At 59.1% G+C, this 20,487-nt stretch carries 18 protein-coding genes; 14 read left to right on the top strand and 4 right to left on the bottom strand.

What is annotated here, in order from left to right:
* Positions 1-8 precede the first annotated feature (8 nt).
* Positions 9-2,117, bottom strand: a complete 2,109-nt coding sequence (locus V0R60_RS07010) for a molybdopterin oxidoreductase family protein (protein ID WP_330080162.1) — start codon at positions 2,115-2,117, stop codon at positions 9-11.
* Positions 2,118-2,496: 379 nt separating this feature from the next.
* On the opposite strand from V0R60_RS07010, the gene argF reads away from it, so the two are divergent.
* Complete coding sequence (argF, locus tag V0R60_RS07015; protein WP_136474870.1) at positions 2,497-3,417, top strand: ornithine carbamoyltransferase; 921 nt, start codon at positions 2,497-2,499, stop codon at positions 3,415-3,417.
* Positions 3,414-4,523, top strand: coding sequence for an ABC transporter ATP-binding protein (locus V0R60_RS07020; RefSeq protein ID WP_136474869.1), 1,110 nt, complete (start codon positions 3,414-3,416; stop codon positions 4,521-4,523). Before argF ends, V0R60_RS07020 begins: the two co-directional genes overlap by 4 nt.
* A 37-nt stretch (positions 4,524-4,560) precedes the next feature.
* Here the strand turns inward: V0R60_RS07020 and V0R60_RS07025 are convergent, their stop codons facing one another.
* Positions 4,561-5,340, bottom strand: coding sequence for a PhzF family phenazine biosynthesis protein (locus V0R60_RS07025; RefSeq protein ID WP_330080163.1), 780 nt, complete (start codon positions 5,338-5,340; stop codon positions 4,561-4,563).
* Positions 5,341-5,435: 95 nt separating this feature from the next.
* A complete protein-coding gene (gene ybaK, locus V0R60_RS07030; RefSeq protein ID WP_136474867.1) occupies positions 5,436-5,906 on the bottom strand; it encodes a Cys-tRNA(Pro) deacylase in 471 nt (156 codons plus the stop codon).
* A gap of 283 nt (positions 5,907-6,189) precedes the next feature.
* On the opposite strand from ybaK, the gene V0R60_RS07035 reads away from it, so the two are divergent.
* The 11 genes from V0R60_RS07035 (at position 6,190) to V0R60_RS07085 (ending at position 18,357) form a co-directional block, all read left to right on the top strand.
* Positions 6,190-7,041, top strand: coding sequence for an MIP/aquaporin family protein (locus tag V0R60_RS07035; RefSeq protein WP_136474866.1), 852 nt, complete (start codon positions 6,190-6,192; stop codon positions 7,039-7,041).
* Between the two features lie 66 nt (positions 7,042-7,107).
* The gene (glpK, locus tag V0R60_RS07040) at positions 7,108-8,607 is read left to right on the top strand and encodes a glycerol kinase GlpK (protein ID WP_136474865.1); all 1,500 of its coding nucleotides are present in this window, start codon (positions 7,108-7,110) and stop codon (positions 8,605-8,607) included.
* 134 nt (positions 8,608-8,741) lie between these two features.
* Positions 8,742-9,497: a DeoR/GlpR family transcriptional regulator gene (locus V0R60_RS07045; protein ID WP_136474864.1), complete on the top strand. Its 756-nt coding sequence runs from the start codon at positions 8,742-8,744 to the stop codon at positions 9,495-9,497.
* 178 nt (positions 9,498-9,675) lie between these two features.
* Positions 9,676-11,214, top strand: a complete 1,539-nt coding sequence (glpD, locus tag V0R60_RS07050; protein WP_136474863.1) for a glycerol-3-phosphate dehydrogenase — start codon at positions 9,676-9,678, stop codon at positions 11,212-11,214.
* A 311-nt stretch (positions 11,215-11,525) separates the two neighbouring features.
* Complete coding sequence (locus V0R60_RS07055) at positions 11,526-12,458, top strand: glutamate/aspartate ABC transporter substrate-binding protein (protein WP_136474862.1); 933 nt, start codon at positions 11,526-11,528, stop codon at positions 12,456-12,458.
* Between the two features lie 99 nt (positions 12,459-12,557).
* A complete protein-coding gene (locus V0R60_RS07060) occupies positions 12,558-13,304 on the top strand; it encodes an amino acid ABC transporter permease (RefSeq protein ID WP_136474861.1) in 747 nt (248 codons plus the stop codon).
* Complete coding sequence (locus V0R60_RS07065; protein ID WP_330080195.1) at positions 13,301-13,969, top strand: amino acid ABC transporter permease; 669 nt, start codon at positions 13,301-13,303, stop codon at positions 13,967-13,969. The genes V0R60_RS07060 and V0R60_RS07065 overlap by 4 nt, the downstream gene beginning before the upstream one ends.
* Positions 13,966-14,700: an amino acid ABC transporter ATP-binding protein gene (locus V0R60_RS07070; RefSeq protein WP_136474859.1), complete on the top strand. Its 735-nt coding sequence runs from the start codon at positions 13,966-13,968 to the stop codon at positions 14,698-14,700. Before V0R60_RS07065 ends, V0R60_RS07070 begins: the two co-directional genes overlap by 4 nt.
* Positions 14,701-14,768: 68 nt before the next feature.
* Positions 14,769-16,676 (top strand): two-component sensor histidine kinase AauS, encoded by a 1,908-nt coding sequence (gene aauS, locus V0R60_RS07075; protein ID WP_330080164.1) that lies wholly within the window; start codon positions 14,769-14,771, stop codon positions 16,674-16,676.
* Positions 16,673-17,998: a two-component response regulator AauR gene (gene aauR, locus V0R60_RS07080; RefSeq protein WP_330080165.1), complete on the top strand. Its 1,326-nt coding sequence runs from the start codon at positions 16,673-16,675 to the stop codon at positions 17,996-17,998. Before aauS ends, aauR begins: the two co-directional genes overlap by 4 nt.
* Positions 17,999-18,030: 32 nt before the next feature.
* A complete protein-coding gene (locus V0R60_RS07085; protein ID WP_168198509.1) occupies positions 18,031-18,357 on the top strand; it encodes a GlpM family protein in 327 nt (108 codons plus the stop codon).
* A 12-nt stretch (positions 18,358-18,369) separates the two neighbouring features.
* Here the strand turns inward: V0R60_RS07085 and V0R60_RS07090 are convergent, their stop codons facing one another.
* Positions 18,370-19,362 (bottom strand): alpha/beta fold hydrolase, encoded by a 993-nt coding sequence (locus V0R60_RS07090; protein WP_136474855.1) that lies wholly within the window; start codon positions 19,360-19,362, stop codon positions 18,370-18,372.
* A 206-nt stretch (positions 19,363-19,568) separates the two neighbouring features.
* Here V0R60_RS07090 and metR point away from each other — a divergent pair, with 206 nt between their 5' ends.
* Positions 19,569-20,486 (top strand): transcriptional regulator MetR, encoded by a 918-nt coding sequence (gene metR / locus V0R60_RS07095; RefSeq protein WP_136474854.1) that lies wholly within the window; start codon positions 19,569-19,571, stop codon positions 20,484-20,486.
* Position 20,487 lies beyond the last annotated feature (1 nt).

Below are 20,487 nucleotides of genomic sequence, written 5' to 3' on the forward strand. Positions count from 1 at the left end.
CACCGACATCAGGCGGCAACCACCTGCACAGGCACACCATTGAGCGCCGCATTGCCCGACACCGCATCGTATTGATGCTCATCAGTCAGGTCGTTGGCGCTGGCGCCAGGCTGGCCCTGGGCAACGTCCATTCGCACCCCCGGACGAGCATGACCAAAGCCATGGGGCAGACTGACCACCCCCGGCATCATGTCACAGCTGGCCTGCACCTCGACTTCCACTTCCCCGACCCGCGAGCTGATGCGCACCCGCTGGCCATCCTGTAACTGGCGGCTGGCGAGATCATCCGGGTGCATCAGCAACTGATGGCGCGGCTTGCCTTTTACCAAGCGATGGAAGTTGTGCATCCAGGAGTTGTTGCTGCGTACATGGCGACGACCAATCAACAGCAATTGACCTGGAGCCAACGGCTGTTGTCGGGCAAAGCGCTGCAAATCCCGCAGAATTGTCTCAGGTGCCGCCTGCAGCCGTTGGTTGGCAGTCTTCAAGCGCAGCGCAAGGTTTGGTTGCAACGGCCCCAGGTCGACGCCGTGCGGATGCTGCTCCAGGCCCTGCAGCGACAGTTTTAACGCGCAAGCATCGCCATAGCGCCCTTGGCGTAAACCCATATCGATCATTTGCGCAGGAGACATGGTCGGCTTCAACGCCTTGCCACTGATCGCAGAGAAGGCCTTGGCCAGGCCGACGAAGATCTCCCAGTCATGCAAGGCGCCCTCCGGTTTAGGCAGGACGGCCCGATTGAAACGACTGACGTTGCGAACCGCCAGCAAGTTGAAGGTGGCATCGTAATGATCGTTCTCCAACGCTGAAGTCGAGGGCAGGATCAAATCGGCGTAGCGCGTGGTCTCGTTGATGTACAGGTCGATACTGAGCATGAACTCGAGGCCATCCAATGCCCGCTCCAGCTGCCGGCCATTGGGCGTCGACAACACCGGATTGCCAGCTACCGTCACCAAGGCCCTGACCTGCCCTTCGCCCTCAACCAGCATCTCTTCAGCCAACGCCGCCACCGGCAGCTCCCCGGCGTACTCGGGCAATCCCGAGACGCGGCTTTGCCAGACGTTGAAATGCCCACCCGAAGTCGTCGCCACCAGATCCACCGCCGGTTCGGTACACAGTGCACCTCCGACCCGGTCGAGGTTGCCGCTGACCAGGTTGATCAATTGCACCAGCCAATGGCACAAGGTTCCGAAGGACTGGGTAGATACCCCCATGCGCCCATAACAGACCGCTTTATCCGCGGCAGCAAAGTCGCGCGCCAACTGCCGAATCACCTGGGCATCGACACCGCACAAGGGGCTCATGGCCTCGGCAGTGAAGGGCGCCAACGCCGCCTCTACCGTTTCCAAGCCATCCACCGGCAATGCCGAGGCGCGGGTCAGCCCTTCAGCAAACAATGTGTTGAGCAGGCCGCTGAGCAACGCGGCATCACCGCCCGGACGGATGAACAGATGCTGATCGGCAATGGCGGCCGTTTCGCTGCGCCGCGGATCGACCACCACCAGCTTGCCGCCACGGGCCTGAATAGCCTTGAGGCGCTTCTCGACGTCCGGTACGGTCATGATGCTGCCATTGGATGCCAGCGGGTTGCCACCCAGGATTAGCATGAACTCTGTGTTGTCGATGTCAGGAATGGGCAGCAGCAAGCCGTGGCCATACATCAGATAGCTGGTGAGGTGTTGTGGCAACTGGTCCACTGAGGTGGCGGAAAAGCGATTGCGGGTCTTGAGTTGGCCGAGGAAGTAATTGCTATGAGTCATCAAGCCATAGTTGTGCACGCTCGGGTTGCCTTGATAAACCGCCACCGCATTCTGACCATGTGCCTGTTGGATCGCCCAAAGCCTGCTTGCGGCCAGCTCGAAGGCCTCTTCCCAACTGATTGCCTGCCAACTGTCACCCACTCGCTTATGGGGCGCACGCAGTCGGTCCGGATCGTTCTGGATGTCCTGCAGGGCCACCGCCTTGGGGCAGATGTGGCCGCGGCTGAAGCGGTCCTGATGATCACCCTTGATCGAAGTGATGCGCGGGGCGGCATCGGGCTCATGGGTGACTTCCACGGTCAAGCCGCAGATGGCTTCACACAGATGACAGGCACGGTGATGCAAGGTCTTGTTCATGGCCACCTCTTGCTCGGGGGTCTGGGATGAAGATGACTATGAGCCCGGCCTTGCCTGCGCACCAGTGAGGTTTGTCGCGTGAATCTTCGCCCATCAGGCGCAGCGATTCGCCCCGCAGCCAGCAAGCGAGTTTGCCAAGGCGCTGGCAGGCAGTGTAAAACCCCTGTGTAACGTATAAAAAAAGCTTCTATCCAATGGGTTACGACACTACCTCAGACATCGGTGACGAAACCCCCTCTTGGTATGGCGCGACATTTAATTATAGTATTGCGTCTTCCCCTAATTCGTCGCCCCGTGCGGCTTTCGCCGCAGGTCACTTCCGTTGTTTCAGAAAACCGGTATGACTGATCTGCGGTCTGTTGCAAAAAGGTAGTCAAAAATGAGCGCTAGGCACTTTCTCTCCCTGATGGATTTCACACCCGAAGAACTGCTCAGTGTGATCCGTCGAGGTATCGAGCTGAAGGACCTGCGTAACCGCGGCGTACTGTTCGAACCGTTGAAAAACCGCGTACTGGGAATGATCTTCGAAAAGTCCTCGACCCGTACTCGCCTGTCGTTCGAAGCCGGTATGATCCAGCTCGGCGGCCAGGCCATCTTCCTGTCGCCACGGGACACCCAACTGGGCCGTGGTGAACCGATCGGCGACTGCGCCATCGTCATGTCGCGCATGTTGGATGCGGTGATGATCCGCACCTTCGCCCATAGTACCCTGACCGAATTTGCGGCAAATTCCCGCGTTCCGGTCATCAACGGTCTGTCCGACGATTTGCACCCATGCCAGTTGCTGGCCGACATGCAAACCTTCCTCGAGCACCGTGGCTCGATCCAGGGCAAAACAGTGGCCTGGATCGGTGATGGCAACAACATGTGCAACAGCTATATAGAAGCGGCCATCCAGTTCGACTTCCAGTTGCGCATCGCCTGCCCGGCCGAGTTCGAACCCAATCCGCAGTTTCTAGCCCAGGCCGGTGGCCGCGTACAGATCTTCCGCGAACCGAAGGAAGCCGTACAGGGTGCCCATCTGGTGAGCACCGATGTCTGGACTTCCATGGGTCAGGAGGAGGAAACTGCACGTCGTCTGGCCTTGTTCGCGCCTTACCAGGTAACGCGCGAACTGCTCGACCTGGCAGCACCCGATGCCCTGTTCATGCATTGCCTGCCCGCCCACCGTGGCGAGGAAATCAGTATGGACCTGCTCGACGACCCCCGTTCGGTCGCCTGGGACCAGGCTGAAAACCGCTTGCATGCACAGAAGGCGCTTCTCGAATTTCTTGTTGAACCGGCCTATCACCACGCATGAGTCAACCTTTACTGCTTAACCTGCGCGAACTCGCCTGTGGCTATGGCGAGCAGCGCATCGTCCAGAACCTCAACCTGCACCTGAATGCCGGCGACATTGGTTGCCTGCTGGGCTCCTCAGGCTGCGGCAAGACCACTACCCTGCGCGCCATCGCCGGTTTCGAACCGGTACACGAAGGTGAAATACAGTTGGGCGGCGAGGTTATCTCCAAAGCCGGTTTTACCCTGGCACCGGAGAAACGCCGAATAGGCATGGTGTTTCAGGACTACGCGCTATTTCCACACCTGACCGTCGCCGAGAACATCGCCTTCGGTATTGCCAAGCATCCGCAACAGCGCCAGGTGATTGAAGAAATGCTCGAGCTGGTCAAGCTCGGCGGTCTTGGCAAACGCTATCCTCACGAGCTTTCCGGGGGCCAGCAGCAACGGGTTGCCCTTGCCCGCGCACTGGCACCCGAGCCACAACTGCTGCTGCTCGACGAGCCGTTCTCCAACCTCGATGTGGAGCTGCGCCGCCGCCTCAGCCATGAAGTTCGCGAGATTCTCAAAAGCCGTGGCACCAGCGCAATTCTGGTAACTCACGATCAGGAAGAAGCGTTCGCCGTGAGCGATCATGTCGGCGTCTTCAAGGAAGGCCGCCTGGAGCAGTGGGACACGCCATACAACCTCTACCACGAACCGTTGACCCCATTCGTCGCCAGCTTCATTGGCCAGGGCTATTTCATTCGTGGCCAGTTGACCAGTCCGGAATCGGTGCATACCGAGCTCGGTGAACTGCATGGCAACCGCGCCTACAACCTGACACCGGGAAGTGCCGTGGACGTGCTGTTGCGCCCCGACGACATCATTCACGCCCCGCATAGCGAGCTGAAGGCGCTGATCGTTGGCAAAAGCTTCCTCGGCGCATCCACCCTGTATCGACTGCAACTGCCCACCGGCAGCCAACTCGAAGCAATCTTCCCGAGCCACAACGATCATCAGGTTGGTAGCGATGTGGGAATTGAAGTGGCAGCGGACCACTTGGTGGTGTTTGCCGTGCCGGGCAGTGTCGCAGCGCAACTGCCGGCACTCGAGAACGGTGTTCGCCGCTATAGCTCGGCGGTTTGATCGACGACCTCATCGCGGGGCAAGCCCCGCGATGTTGTTAGAGCATCAAGGTTCCACTGGCCACACGCCTTGCGTGCCCGCCAATCTTCACACGATCCCCTTCCAAGCGACAGAACAAGGCCCCGCCCCGGCTCGAACACTGAAACGCTCGTAGCTCGGTCTTGCCCAGTCGATTCGCCCAGTACGGCGTCAAGCTACAGTGCGTCGAGCCCGTTACCGGGTCCTCGGGGATGCCTATTCCCGGGGCAAAGTAACGCGAAACAAAATCGTGGTCGATGCCCGGCGCCGTAACAATCACCCCGAGCCCCGGGAGTTGTGCCAAAGCGGCCATGTCCGGGGCACAGGCCCGCAACACTTGCTCAGACTCGACCACCACCAACAGCTCCGCAGTTTTCCATACTTCCAACACTGGGCACCCCAGCGCCTCGGCCACCGGCACATTCTCGACCAATGGCTGCGGATCGCTACGTGGGAAATCCAGCAGCAGGCGCTCGCCCTCACGGGTGACACCCAAGGGGCCGGATCGGCTTTGAAACTGCAGCCGCTCACTGGGTTCTTTATAGACGTCGAACAACACATGGGCACTGGCCAAGGTTGCATGACCGCACAACGGCACTTCAGTGGTGGGCGTAAACCAGCGAATCTGCCAGCCTTCGGCGCGGGGAACGACGAACGCTGTCTCGGCCAGGTTATGTTCGGCGGCGATCTGCTGCATCAGCTCGTCGGTGAGCCAGCTATCAAGGCGATAGACCATGGCCGGGTTACCAGCGAAGGGACGGTCGCTGAAAGCATCGACCTGATGGAATTCAAGCTGCATGGAACGACTCTCTCTGTGTGGCGGGCCGCAGAGCATGCCCTGTCGGTGCTGGCGGCCGACAGAGACAGAATCGTCCGATTTCGAGCATACAGATTTCAGCCGCGGGCAACGGCCGCGAATTTTGCCTGAGTGTGCTCGGCTAGCACCGCAGCCGCCAACTCCACCTCCAGGCCTCGGCGCCCGGCACTGACGAAAATTGTTTCAAAGGATTGAGCCGATTCGTCGATGAACGTGCGCAATCGCTTCTTTTGCCCCAGCGGGCTGATGCCACCGAGCAGGTAGCCTGTGGAACGTTGAGCGGCCGCGGGATCAGCCATTTCGCACTTCTTGACGCCCGCCGCATGCGCCAGCCCCTTCAGATCCAGACTACCGACGACGGGGACAACGGCCACCAACAACTCCCCCTTTTCACTGCTCGCCAACAAGGTCTTGAACACTCGTACCGGCTCAAGACTCAGCTTCTCGGCTGCTTCCAGGCCGTAGGACGCTGCTTTGGGATCGTGTTCATAGCTGTGGATTGTGTGTTCGGCACGAACTTTTTTCAGCAGATCCAGAGCGGGGGTCATGCGCGACTCCAAACAAATAGTTGAGTACTTTTCCGCCAGCTACTTTAGGGCAAAACCTGCGCATCATCCAACGCCCCTTAATGTCGCCAATAGTCAGATTATGAACGACGGTTCACTTTCGACCTTTGACATAAGCGTTTCTTGTCTATATTTTTTCGATTCTGAATATAGCTATGCCCCGATAAGGTGCATTTCCTGCCGCTGCCTGACTGAAATGGGGATTTCTGTCGGGTTTTTGTCGAGCGCTCACAGCGCCTCACAACAACAAGAACCGAGGTAACGAATGACGACTGCTCAGCGACAACCAACACTTTCAAGTCAGTGCATGGCCGAATTCCTCGGCACCGCGCTGCTGATCTTCTTCGGCACCGGCTGCGTCGCCGCGCTCAAGGTCGCGGGCGCCAGTTTCGGGTTATGGGAAATAAGCATCATCTGGGGCGTCGGCGTAAGCATGGCGATCTACCTGACTGCCGGGGTTTCCGGCGCGCATTTGAACCCTGCGGTGAGTATTGCCCTGTGGCTGTTCGCAGGCTTCGAAAAGCACAAGCTGCCCTTCTACATCATTGCCCAGATCGCCGGCGCCTTTTGTGGCGCCGCGTTGGTTTACACGCTCTACAGCAATCTTTTCTTCGATTTCGAACAAGCGCATCAAATGATCCGTGGCAGCCAAGCCAGCTTGGAACTTGCCTCGGTATTCTCGACCTACCCACACCCGTCACTGTCCACGACTCAAGCCTTTCTGGTCGAAATGATCATTACCGCGGTGTTGATGGCAGTGATCATGGCCCTGACCGACGACAACAACGGCCTGCCACGAGGCGCCCTGGCGCCACTGTTGATCGGACTGCTGATTGCCGTGATCGGCAGCGCAATGGGTCCCCTGACCGGTTTTGCCATGAACCCTGCTCGTGACCTTGGGCCCAAACTGATGGCATTCCTCGCTGGATGGGGCGAAATCGCCTTTACTGGCGGTCGTGACATTCCCTATTTCCTGATTCCGATTTTTGCGCCGATCATAGGAGCGATCCTTGGAGCCGCCCTGTATCGCGGCGTCATCGCCCGTAACCTACCGGTTGCCGAGAGCGACAACGCCCAGACCGACGCCAACCCTCAGGGCAAGACCCAGGCATCTTGATGCCGGATCGGCGAGCCCGGCTCGCGCTGCTCTGATAACCACCCTATTGAGTGCAAGGCCACCGACATGACAGACACCCACAACAAGAACTACATCATTGCCCTGGACCAGGGCACGACGAGTTCCCGGGCCATCATTTTCGACCGCGATGCCAACGTGGTAGGCACCTCGCAGCGTGAGTTCGCACAGCATTACCCGCAAGCCGGCTGGGTCGAGCACGACCCCATGGAAATTTTCGCCACGCAGAGCGCGACCATGGTCGAAGCGCTGGCCCAGGCTGGCCTGAGCCATGACCAGGTAGCCGCCATCGGCATCACCAACCAGCGTGAAACCACCGTGGTGTGGGACAAGGAAACCGGTCGGCCGGTGTACAACGCCATTGTCTGGCAATGCCGTCGCAGTACCGAGATCTGCGAACAGCTCAAGCGTGACGGGCTGCAGGAATACATCCGGGAAACCACTGGTCTGGTCACCGACCCGTACTTCTCCGGCACCAAGCTCAAGTGGATACTCGATAACGTCGAAGGCGCCCGCGAGCGCGCCGAGCGTGGCGAGCTGTTGTTCGGCACGGTCGACAGCTGGCTGATCTGGAAATTCTCCGGCGGCAAAGTGCATGTCACTGACTACACCAATGCCTCGCGCACCATGCTCTTCAACATCCATACCCTGCAATGGGATGAGAAGATGCTCGAAGTGCTGAACATCCCTCGGCAGATGCTTCCGCAAGTTTGCAGCTCGTCGGAAGTTTATGGCCGCACCAAGAGCGGCATTGCGATTGCCGGTATTGCGGGCGATCAGCAAGCGGCGTTGTTTGGACAAATGTGCGTGGAACCCGGCCAGGCCAAGAATACCTATGGCACCGGCTGCTTCCTGCTGATGAACACAGGCGACAAGGCGGTAAAATCCTCCCACGGCCTGCTGACTACCATCGCTTGCGGTCCACGTGGCGAAGTGGCCTACGCACTTGAAGGCGCTGTGTTCAACGGCGGTTCCACTGTGCAGTGGTTGCGTGACGAGCTGAAGATCGTCAATGACGCCCATGACACCGAATACTTTGCCAGCAAGGTCAAAGACAGCAACGGCGTCTATCTGGTGCCCGCCTTCACTGGCCTGGGCGCGCCCTACTGGGACCCTTACGCCCGTGGCGCATTGTTCGGCCTGACCCGCGGCGTGAAAGTCGATCACATCATCCGTGCCGCGCTGGAATCGATCGCCTACCAGACCCGCGACGTTCTCGATGCCATGCAGCAAGACTGCGGCGAGCGCCTGAGCGAACTGCGTGTGGACGGCGGTGCAGTGGCCAACAACTTCCTCATGCAGTTCCAGGCCGACATTCTCGGCACCTGCGTCGAACGTCCGCAAATGCGTGAAACCACAGCCCTGGGCGCTGCCTACCTGGCCGGTCTGGCCTGCGGATTCTGGAGCAGCCTGGATGAGCTACGCGGCAAAGCGATCATCGAGCGCGAGTTCAGCCCACAGCTGGATGAAGCGCAGAAAGAAAACCTGTATGCCGGTTGGCTCAAAGCTGTAGATCGTACCCGTGACTGGGAACCGCATGAGGAATAGCCGCTAGCTGCAAGCTGGAGCTACAAGCTGCAAGCTGCAAGCTGCAAGGGCAAGCTGATCATCTTGTGGCTTGCAGCTTGTAGCTTGAGCTGCTTTCATGGCGCAATTTGCCCGGCAGCCGCAAAGGACCGCCCATGAACCTCCCTCCACGCCAACAACAAATCCTCGAACTGGTCCGCGAGCGCGGCTATGTCAGTATCGAGGAAATGGCGCAGTTGTTTGTCGTTACCCCGCAAACCATCCGCCGTGATATCAACCAACTCGCCGAAGTGAATCTGCTGCGCCGTTACCACGGGGGCGCCGCTTACGACTCAAGCATCGAGAACACCGCCTACGCCATGCGCGCAGACCAGATGCGCGACGAAAAGCAGCGAATTGCCGAAGCTATCGCGGCCCAGATTCCTGACCACGCCTCACTGTTCATCAATATCGGCACGACGACCGAGTCGATCGCCCGCGCCCTGCTCAATCACAACCATCTGAAAATCATCACCAACAACCTGCACGTCGCCTCCATCCTCAGTGCCAAGGATGACTTCGAGGTGCTTCTGGCAGGTGGCAATGTCCGCCGTGACGGCGGCGTGGTTGGCCAGGCCAGTGTCGACTTCATCAATCAGTTCAAGGTCGACTTCGCTCTGGTAGGTATCAGTGGGATCGACGAGGACGGCAGCCTGCTGGATTTCGATTATCAGGAAGTACGGGTTTCCCAAGCGATCATTGCCAACGCCCGCCAGGTCATCCTCGCGGCCGACTCGAGCAAGTTCGGCCGCAACGCCATGGTGCGTTTGGGATCGATCAGCCTGATCGATTGCCTGGTCACCGATCACGCCCCTGTTCCAGCCCTCACCCAACTGCTCAACCAGCACAAGATCCGTCTGGAAGTGGTCTGAAAGCGCAGCTGCCACCGCTTGGGTGGCAGCGCATATGTTCGTAAATCTTCATTTATCTGTAATCTGATCAGTATTTTCTATTGAAAGCGACTGGCATGCAGCATTTCGTTGCGCTACTATTTTCGAAAATGAACATTGATGTTCAGAATCGATACTAGAGATCTTGAGGAAGCCGCCCGTGCCGCAATCCAGCTTGTCATCGCCCCCCCTTGCCGACATCTATGACCTCGCCGTAATTGGCGGCGGCATCAACGGCGTCGGCATTGCCGCCGACGCGGCCGGGCGCGGGCTGTCGGTTTTTCTCTGCGAGAAAGACGACCTGGCAAGCCATACCTCGTCGGCCAGCAGCAAGCTGATTCACGGCGGCTTGCGTTACCTGGAACACTACGAGTTTCGCTTGGTGCGTGAAGCGCTGGCCGAGCGTGAGGTACTGCTGGCCAAAGCCCCGCATATCGTCAAGCCGATGCGCTTTGTGCTCCCGCATCGCCCGCACTTGCGACCCGCATGGATGATTCGTGCTGGCTTGTTCCTTTACGACAACCTGGGTAAACGCAAACAGCTCGGTGCTTCCCGCAGTCTGCGCTTCGGCCCCGGCAACCCGCTCAAGCCGGCAATCACCCGCGGCTTCGAGTACGCCGACTGCGCGGTCGATGACGCGCGACTGGTCGTGCTCAACGCCATGGCAGCCCGTGAAAACGGTGCCGATATCCGCACGCGCACCCGTTGCATCAGCGCTCAACGCGTTGATGGCGTATGGAACGTGGTGCTGGAACACGCCGATGGCAGCCAGAAATCGATTCGCGCCCGCGCGCTGGTCAATGCCGCCGGTCCATGGGTTGCAAAGTTCATTCAGGACGACCTCAAGCTCGACGCGCCTTATGGCATTCGCCTGATTCAAGGCAGCCACCTGATCGTACCGAGACTGTACGAAGGTGAGCACGCCTACATTCTGCAGAACGAAGACCAGCGCATCGTGTTCGCCATCCCGTATTTGGAGCGCTTCACCCTGATTGGCACAACCGATCGCGAATACACCGGTGATCCGGCCGAGGTCACGATTACCGAAGGCGAGACGGACTACCTGCTCAAGGTGGTCAACGAGCATTTCAATCATCAACTCAGCCGTGCAGACATCCTCCACACCTACGCGGGCGTACGTCCGTTGTGCAACGACGAATCCGACAACCCATCAGCTGTGACCCGTGACTACACCCTGGCGCTGTCCTCCAGCACCGGTGAAGCACCTCTGCTTTCAGTGTTTGGCGGCAAGCTGACCACCTACCGCAAGCTGGCTGAATCGGCCATGGGCCAACTCGCGCCTTTCTTCACCCAGATGCGTGGAAGCTGGACCGCCAGCGCCACGCTGCCGGGAGGCGAAGACATGACCACCCCGCAAGCCCTCAGCGACGCCATCCTCGCCCGTTGCGGCTGGCTGCCAGCGGAAATCGCCAAGCGCTGGGCGCTCACCTACGGCACGCGGGTCTGGCGCCTGCTCGAAGGGGTTGACGGCCCCGTGGACCTGGGTGAAGCCATCGGCGGCGGCCTGTTCACTCGCGAAGTGGATTACCTGTGCAGTGAAGAATGGGCAGTCAGCGCTGACGATATCTTGTGGCGTCGGAGCAAACTGGGCTTGTTCACCAGCGCAGGGGAGCAACAGGCACTGCGCGATTACTTGCAACGCCTGGAATTGAATCGAGCACGCGCTCAAGCGGCCTGAAGTCAGCAAAGCATCGCGGGGCAAGCCCACTTCCCCTGAGTTCCGGGGGGAGCGGGCTGGCCCCGCGCCTCATTCGGCTTTCCGAACATTGCCACTCAAAGCATTCGGACATCCGGACAAGGCAGCCCGCCCCACGCTCGTCATAAAAGATTAATCCCTCGCTTTTACAGGCCCTTGTGATCGAAATCACGGCTTGGCACGACTCATGCTCTACACTCAGTACCCGAATGCGCAACGCTTCATTGCAGTGTTCGCTGAACGAAAGAGCCCGCCAACGGCTCCATAAAAAAAACAACGTCGAGGAAATTTTGATGCGTATCGTTCCCCACCTGTTGGGCGCAGCTATCACAGCTGCTTTGATCAGCACGCCAGTTGCAGCCGCCGAGCTGACCGGCACCCTGAAAAAAATCAACGACTCGGGCACCATTACTCTGGGGCACCGCGACGCTTCTATCCCGTTCTCTTACATCGCCGACGCATCGGGTAAACCCGTCGGTTACTCCCATGACATTCAGCTGGCTATCGTCGAGGCCCTGAAAAAGGACCTGAACAAGCCGGACTTGAAGGTCAAGTACAACCTCGTCACCTCCCAAACCCGTATTCCACTGGTTCAGAACGGTACCGTTGACGTCGAGTGTGGTTCGACCACCAACAACGTCGAACGCCAGCAGCAAGTGGCGTTCTCGGTCGGTATCTTCGAAGTCGGTACTCGTCTGCTGACCAAGGCCGAAGACGGCAAGCCGGAAAACGCCAAGTACAAGGACTTCCCTGACCTGGCTGGCAAAAACGTGGTAACGACCGCGGGCACCACTTCCGAGCGCATCCTCAAGTCGATGAACGCCGACAAGCAGATGAAAATGAACGTCATCTCGGCCAAGGACCATGGCGAGTCCTTCCAGATGCTCGAGTCTGGCCGCGCCGTTGCCTTCATGATGGATGACGCGCTGCTCGCAGGCGAAATGGCCAAGGCCAAGAATCCAAAGGGCTGGGCAATCGTCGGCACCCCACAGTCCTATGAAATCTACGGCTGTATGGTTCGCAAAGACGACGCACCGTTCAAGGAAGCCGTCGACAAAGCCATCGTGGCCCTCTACAAGTCGGGCGAGATCAACAAGATCTACGACAAATGGTTCAATCAGCCAGTCCCACCAAAGGGCCTGAACCTGCAGTTCCCGATGAGCGACGAGCTCAAGGCACTGATCGCCAATCCTACCGACAAAGCTGCAGACGAAAAGAAGTCCTGATCCCCAGCTAGTTAGTGTCTAACCTTTCATCCGAGGGTGCCTTGCACCCTCGGATGCTCGAAGGTGCCCGTGAAACAACCGATCTGAGGGGAGATCCCGATGAATTACAACTGGGACTGGGGCGTATTCTTCAAGTCCACTGGCGTGGGCAGCGAGACCTATCTGGACTGGTACATCACCGGTCTGGGCTGGACCATCGCCATTGCCGTCGCCGCCTGGATTATCGCGCTGTCGCTGGGCTCTGTGCTCGGTGTCATGCGTACTGTGCCGAACCGTCTGGTGTCGGGTATCGCCACGTGCTACGTGGAACTGTTTCGTAACGTACCGCTGCTGGTGCAGCTGTTCATCTGGTACTTTCTGGTGCCAGACCTGCTGCCGGAAGGTCTGCAGGAATGGTTCAAGCAAGACCTTAATCCGACCACTTCGGCGCTCATCAGCGTAGTGATCTGCCTGGGCCTGTTCACCGCGGCGCGTGTTTGCGAACAAGTGCGCACCGGTATCCAGGCGCTGCCACGCGGCCAGGAAGCCGCCGCCCGCGCCATGGGTTTCAGGCTGCCGCAGATTTACTGGAACGTACTGCTGCCGCAAGCCTACCGGATCATCATTCCGCCGCTCACCTCAGAATTTCTGAACGTCTTCAAGAACTCCTCGGTGGCCTCGCTGATCGGCCTGATGGAGTTGTTGGCGCAAACCAAACAGACCGCCGAGTTCTCGGCCAACCTGTTTGAAGCCTTCACCCTGGCGACACTGATCTACTTCACCCTGAACATGAGCCTGATGCTGCTGATGCGCATGATCGAGAAGAAGGTCTCGGTACCCGGCTTGATTTCCGTGGGGGGCAAATAATGGACTTCAGTGGAATCATTCCGGCCCTGCCAGGGCTGTGGAACGGCATGGTCATGACCCTGCAACTGATGGTCATGGGCGTGATCGGTGGTATCGCGCTGGGCACCGTTCTGGCCTTGATGCGGCTGTCTTCGAGCAAGCTGCTGGCCAATGTTGCCGGTGCTTACGTCAACTACTTCCGCTCCATCCCATTGCTGTTGGTGATCACCTGGTTCTACCTGGCAGTGCCTTTTGTACTGCGCTGGATCACCGGTGAAGACACGCCAATTGGCGCATTCACCTCCTGCGTCGTGGCATTCATGATGTTCGAGGCAGCGTACTTCTGCGAAATCGTCCGGGCGGGCGTGCAGTCGATCTCCAAAGGTCAAATGGGCGCAGCCCAGGCCTTGGGCATGACCTACGGCCAGACCATGCGCCTGATCATTCTGCCCCAGGCGTTTCGCAAGATGACGCCGCTGCTGCTGCAGCAGAGCATCATCCTGTTCCAGGACACCTCGCTGGTCTACACCGTCGGTTTGGTCGACTTCCTCAACGCGGCACGTGCCAACGGCGACATCATCGGACGCTCCAACGAGTTTCTGGTATTCGCCGGCGTTGTCTACTTTGTCATCAGCTTCTCCGCTTCCTTCCTGGTCAAGCGTCTGCAGAAAAGGATAACCGTATGATCTCCATCAAGAACGTCAACAAATGGTACGGCGACTTCCAGGTTCTGACCGACTGCAATACCGAGGTCAAGAAAGGCGAAGTGGTTGTAGTCTGCGGTCCTTCGGGCTCGGGCAAGTCAACCCTGATCAAATGCGTCAACGCTCTGGAGCCTTTTCAGAAGGGTGACATCGTCGTCGACGGCACCTCGATTGCCGACCCCAAGACCAACCTGCCCAAACTGCGCTCGCGCGTTGGTATGGTGTTCCAGCACTTCGAGCTGTTCCCGCACCTGACCATCACCGAAAACCTGACCATTGCCCAGCGTAAGGTACTGGGTCGCAGCGAAGCGGAAGCAACCAAGAAGGGCCTGGCCCTGCTCGACCGCGTAGGCCTGAGTGCCCACGCTAAAAAGCACCCTGGGCAACTCTCCGGCGGCCAACAGCAACGGGTAGCCATTGCCCGGGCTCTGTCGATGGACCCGATCGTCATGCTGTTCGACGAACCAACGTCGGCACTGGACCCGGAAATGGTCAATGAAGTGCTCGACGTAATGGTCGAGCTGGCTCACGAAGGCATGACCATGATGTGCGTAACCCACGAGATGGGCTTTGCCCGCAAGGTTGCCAATCGGGTGATTTTCATGGACCAGGGCAAGATTATCGAGGACTGCCAGAAGGAAGCCTTCTTTGGCGACCCGACAGCACGCCACGAGCGTACCCAACACTTCCTCAGCAAAATCCTGCAACACTGAGGTGATGGCCCGCACCCTGTGCCGACGCAAGACGGACACAGGGTGCTGGTCGTACTAAGGCCACTGTGATGAAATGCGACCCTACGCTCTTTCGCCCAGCCAAGCCTGACCTTGCCGTGAAACCCCGCCTGATCCGACAACTGCTGATTCCGCCCTTGATCATCCTGCTGATGATCGGCCTGGGCATGGCTGGCTTCCTGATCAGCGAGCACAACGGCATTCGTAGCTTGAGCGAATCCGGCGAGCGCCAGCTTGAGCTGCACGCACGCGGCGTCGAAAGCGAAATCAGCAAATACACCTATCTGCCGAGCCTGCTGGAGCTGGAAAACAGCGTTTCCAGCTTGCTGACCGAGCCCGATGGCGATTATCGCCAGACAGTCAACGAATACCTCGAAGGTCTCAATCGGCGTAGTCGCAGTCGGGCGATCTTTGTGCTCGATACCACCGGCCGGGTCCAGGCCACCAGCAACTGGCGCGATGTCGACAGTTTCCTCGGTGAGGATCTGTCCTTCCGTGCCTATTTCCAGCAAGCCGTACGCGGCCAGCCTGGACGCTTCTACGGGATTGGCAGTACCACCGGTGAACCAGGCTACTATCTCGCCCACGGGCTGGAAGAACACGGCAAGATCATTGGCGTCGCAGTGATCAAGGTTCGCCTTGAAAACATGGAAGAGCGTTGGCAACGGGCGCGCCTGGAAGCCTTCGTCAGTGACGAAAACGGCATCATTATTCTTTCCAGCGATCCGGCCCGGCGCCTCAAGTCCGTGCGCCCGCTGACCCCGGAAATCAAGGAACGCCTGGCCCGCAGCCTGCAGTATTACTGGTGGCCACTCAATGAACTGCAGCCTTTGTCGCGCGAAACCTTGGCTGACGGCATCGAAAAACTCAGCTTTCCGGCCAACGCCGAGCTCGACGATGGCCATCGCGAAGTAGCTTTCCTGGCCCAGACCCGTCGGTTGAACGACACCCCCTGGCATTTCACCTTGCTTACTCCGCTGCAGGACCTGCGCCGCGAATCGATCATTCAGGGTGTACTCGTAGCAGTGGCCTTTGCCTTGTTGACCATTGTCTTGATTGCCTGGAACGAACGGCGCAAGGTTATCGCCACACGCCTTGCCGCACGGGAGGCGCTGGAGGAAGCCAACAGCCAGCTGGAGCGCAAGATCACTGAGCGCACTGCTGACCTGCGCGCCAGCAACGACCGTCTCAAGGGGCAGATCCGTGAGCGGCGCCAGGCCGAACAAACCTTGCGTCATGCCCAGGATGAATTGGTCCAGGCCGGAAAACTCGCGGCCATTGGCCAGATGTCCACCAGCATAGCCCATGAGTTGAACCAGCCATTGGCAGCGCTGCGTACACTGTCAGGTAATACTGTGCGCTTTCTGGAGCGTGGCGCCCTGGAAACCGCCAGTACCAATTTGCTCACCATGAACGATCTGATCGACCGCATGGGACGCATTACCGCCAGTCTGCGCTCGTTTGCCCGACGTGGTGAAGACAGCGGTCAGGCTTCGCTGGGCAAGGCAGTGGACGCCAGCCTGCAAGTGCTCGGCAACCGCATTGCCGGCTGCCACCTGAAGCTGCACAGCCAGTTCGACGACTACAAGTTGGCCATAGATCAGACTCGCCTGGAGCAGATTCTGGTCAACCTGATTGGCAACGCACTGGACGCCATGGCCGCCCAGCCCAAACCAGAGCTGTGGCTCGAAGGCGAGTTGCAGGGCGACAAGTATCGCCTGCGGGTACGCGACAACGGTCATGGCATCGACGACGAAACCCGCAAGCACCTGTTCGAACCATTTTTCACCACCAAGCCGGGAGAGCATGGTCTGGGCCTGGGTCTGACCCTGTCCGCCAGCCTCGCCGCCGCTGCCAAAGGTAGCCTGAGTGTCGAGCACCCTGCCAATGGCGGCACGGCGTTCGTGCTTGCGCTGCCATTGGTCAATGCCCCTACAGAATCTGTCGAGCCCCTATGAATCAAGCGCCTCTTACCGTCCTGATCGTCGAAGACGACCCGCATGTGCTGCTCGGCTGCCAGCAGGCGCTGGCGCTGGAAGATATCGCCTGTGAAGGCGTCGGCAGTGCCGAAGAAGCCTTGCAACGCATCGGTGATGATTTCGCCGGCATCGTGGTCAGCGACATCCGCCTGCCCGGCATCGATGGCCTGGAACTGCTGAATCGCCTCAAGGCCCGGGACGCCAGCCTGCCCGTGGTACTGATCACCGGACACGGCGACATCGACATGGCTGTCGGAGCGATGCGCAATGGCGCCTACGATTTCATGGAAAAGCCCTTCGCGCCGGAGCGCCTGGTCGAAGTGGTCCGCCGCGCCTTGGAACAGCGTGGGTTGTCGCGCGAAGTTTTCGCCTTGCGTCGGCAGTTGGCTGAGCAAAGTACCCTGGAAGGCCGGATCATCGGTCGCTCCCCCGCCATGCAGAACCTGCGTGATTTGATCGCCAACGTCGCCGACACCTCTGCCAACGTCCTGATCGAAGGTGAGACCGGTACCGGCAAGGAGCTGGTCGCCCGCTGCCTGCACGACTTCAGCCGCCGCCAGGGTCAACCGTTCGTTGCCCTGAACTGTGGGGGGTTACCGGAAAACCTGTTCGAAAGCGAGATATTTGGCCATGAGGCCAACGCCTTCACCGGAGCAGGCAAACGCCGTATCGGCAAGATCGAGCACGCCAATGGCGGCACGTTGTTTCTCGACGAAGTCGAAAGCATGCCGATCAACTTGCAGATCAAACTGCTGCGGGTATTGCAGGAGCGTACCTTGGAGCGTCTGGGCTCGAACCAGAGCATTCCTGTCGATTGCCGGGTCATTGCTGCCACTAAATCCGATCTCGATGCCTTGGGCCAAAGCGGACAGTTTCGTAGCGACCTGTACTATCGCCTCAACGTCGTAACCCTGGAATTGCCACCGCTGCGCGAGCGTCGGGAAGATATCCTGCAATTATTCGAACACTTTCTGCAGTTGTCGTCATTGCGCTTCGATCGAGAAATCCCGCAGTTGGACAGCCAGACCTTGTCGCGCCTGATGGCCCACGACTGGCCGGGCAACGTGCGGGAGCTGCGCAACGTTGCCGAACGTTACGCCCTGGGTTTGCCAGCCTTCAAGAAAGCCGGCGCCAGCAGCAACCAGGGCTTGGGGTTCGCCGAAGCGGTCGAGGCTTTTGAACGCAACCTGCTCAGTGACGCCTTGCAACGCACTGGCGGCAACCTTAGTCAGGCCAGCCAGGAACTGGGCATGGCCAAGACCACCCTGTTCGATAAAGTCAAAAAGTACGGTTTGGGTTGACTGGCCCATTAACGAGATAAAACGTGGACTTGATACTCAAAGCTTGCCTGGGCGCCGCAGTGGTGGTGATTCTTGCCGCCTTGGCGAAAACCCGTAATTACTACATTGCCGGGCTGGTTCCGTTGTTCCCGACCTTTGCCCTGATCGCCCACTACATTGTCGGCAAGGGCCGCTCGCTGGAAGACCTGAAAACCACCATCCTCTTCGGCATGTGGTCGATCATTCCTTACTTCGTCTACCTGGCAGCGCTGTATGTGCTAGTGGATCGCATGCGCCTGGAGCTGTCGTTGGCGCTCGCGGCGGTGGCCTGGCTTGTGGCTGCGACGGTGCTGGTCGGTGTCTGGGTAAGGTTGCACTGAACCTGCCGATGTTCAAAACACCGCCAGGTGCGCATCCGTCAGCCGCTGTGTTTTCAGGTAGGGCAATATCGCGCCCAACAAAGGCGCCTTGAACGGCTCCTGAAAACGATGGGCAAGCCCGGGAATCAGGCGCAATTGGCTGCCGCGAATATGCGCCGCCAGATGCACTCCATGCATGACCGGCAACAGCGGGTCTGCGGTGCCGTGCACCACCAGCGTCGGCAGGCGTAAATCATCCAGTAGCTCGACCCGACTGGGCTCGGCAAGAATCGCCATGATCTGACGCTTGCCGCCTTCAGGATTGAAGGCACGGTCATAGGATTGCGCCGCCTGCTGCAACAGCGCCTGGCGATCATCCTCAACCTGTGGACTACCCAAGGCTGCGAGCAAATCCGCTTGCTGCTCGATGGCCACCTCACGCGTGGGCGCCTCGCGCCTTGCCAGCAGTTGCACCAAGGCTGGGCTCGGTAAAGGCAAGCCCAGGGCGCCAGAGCTGGACATGATCAAGGTCAGGCTTTCGACCCGTTGCGGTGACAGCGCTGCCAGGTGCTGAGCAATCATCCCGCCCATGCTCACGCCAATTACGTGGAAACGCTCCACGTGCAGCGAGTCCATCAGGCCCAAACCGTCTTCAGCCATATCGGTGAGCGAGTACGGCGCTGCAACGGAAAGCCCCAGCTTGTAACGCAGCAACTGATAGGTCAGATTGGCGCTGGACGGAGCCTGGCGCCACTGCGTCAGGCCAACATCACGGTTGTCATAGCGAATGACCCGAAAGCCCTGCTCGCACAACGCAACCACCACTTCATCGGGCCAGTGGATCAACTGGCCGCCCAGTCCCATTACCAATAGCAATACCGGATCCGATTCCCGACCAATGCTTTGATAGGCCAGGCTCAGTGTCGGCAATTGCGCGTACTGGGTGGCCACATCGACGTCGCAACGGGACGTCGCAAACGCTGGTAAAGCGCCTACCAGCGCCAGAAATAATAAAAATGCCCGCATGAAAGAAACACCAGAATGCAAATCCCCAGTAGAGCGAGAGTCTGATGACTTTCATGCGGGCGCGCTGCCACAGAACCGTGACCGTTTAATGACAGGCGCTGAACGGTCCAATGCCCACCCGATGATCGAAAGCTCGACACATGCACCATCATGAGACAAACTCATGCAGCCTAATTCAGTCACAAAATTTATTCATGGAGCCGCTGGTGCTGGAAATTCGCCACCTCAAAACCATGCACGCCCTGCGCGAGGCCGACAGTCTGGTCGAAGCTGCCGAGCGCCTGCATTTGACCCAGTCCGCGTTGTCCCATCAGTTCAAGGAACTGGAAGAGCGCTTGGGCATGCAACTGTTCATGCGCAAGACCAAACCGATTCGCTTCACCAGCGCCGGGCTGCGCCTGCTGCAACTGGCTGACGCCACCCTGCCGCTGTTGCGTGGTGCTGAACGTGACATCGCGCGGCTGGCCGGAGGCACAGCCGGGCGCCTGCACATGGCCATTGAATGCCACAGCTGTTTTCAGTGGCTGATGCCAACTATCGACCAGTTCCGCGACGCCTGGCCCGAAGTCGAGTTGGACCTTGCCTCAGGCTTTGCCTTTGCCCCACTGCCGGCACTGGCCCGCGGTGATCTGGACCTGGTAGTGACGTCCGACCCCGTGGAGCTGCCAGGACTCACTTATGTCCCGTTGTTCACCTACGAAGCCATGCTCGCTGTCGCCAATCAGCACCCCTTGGCCGGCAAGCCCTACATTGTTGCGCAAGACCTGGCCTGTGAGACCTTGATCACCTATCCGGTAGAGCGTGACCGCCTGGACATCTTCACCCGCTTCCTGGAACCCGCCGATGTGGAGCCTGCGCAAGTGCGCACGGCTGAGCTGACGGTGATGATGATGCAACTGGTGGCCAGCGGTCGCGGTGTCTGCGGCATGCCGCACTGGGCCCTGCACGAGTACAGTTCGCGCGGCTATGTGAAAGGCAAGCGCCTGGGCGACAAGGGCTTGTTCGCCACGCTGTATGCAGCAGTGCGCACCGACATGCTCGACGCGCCCTACATGCGCGACTTCCTGCTCACGGCGAAGGACACATCGTTCTCAACCCTTGATGGCGTCAGCGCAGTCCGCTAGG

The sequence above is a fragment of the Pseudomonas auratipiscis genome (genome assembly GCF_036324085.1).
In the GTDB taxonomy this organism is placed as follows: domain Bacteria; phylum Pseudomonadota; class Gammaproteobacteria; order Pseudomonadales; family Pseudomonadaceae; genus Aquipseudomonas; species Aquipseudomonas auratipiscis.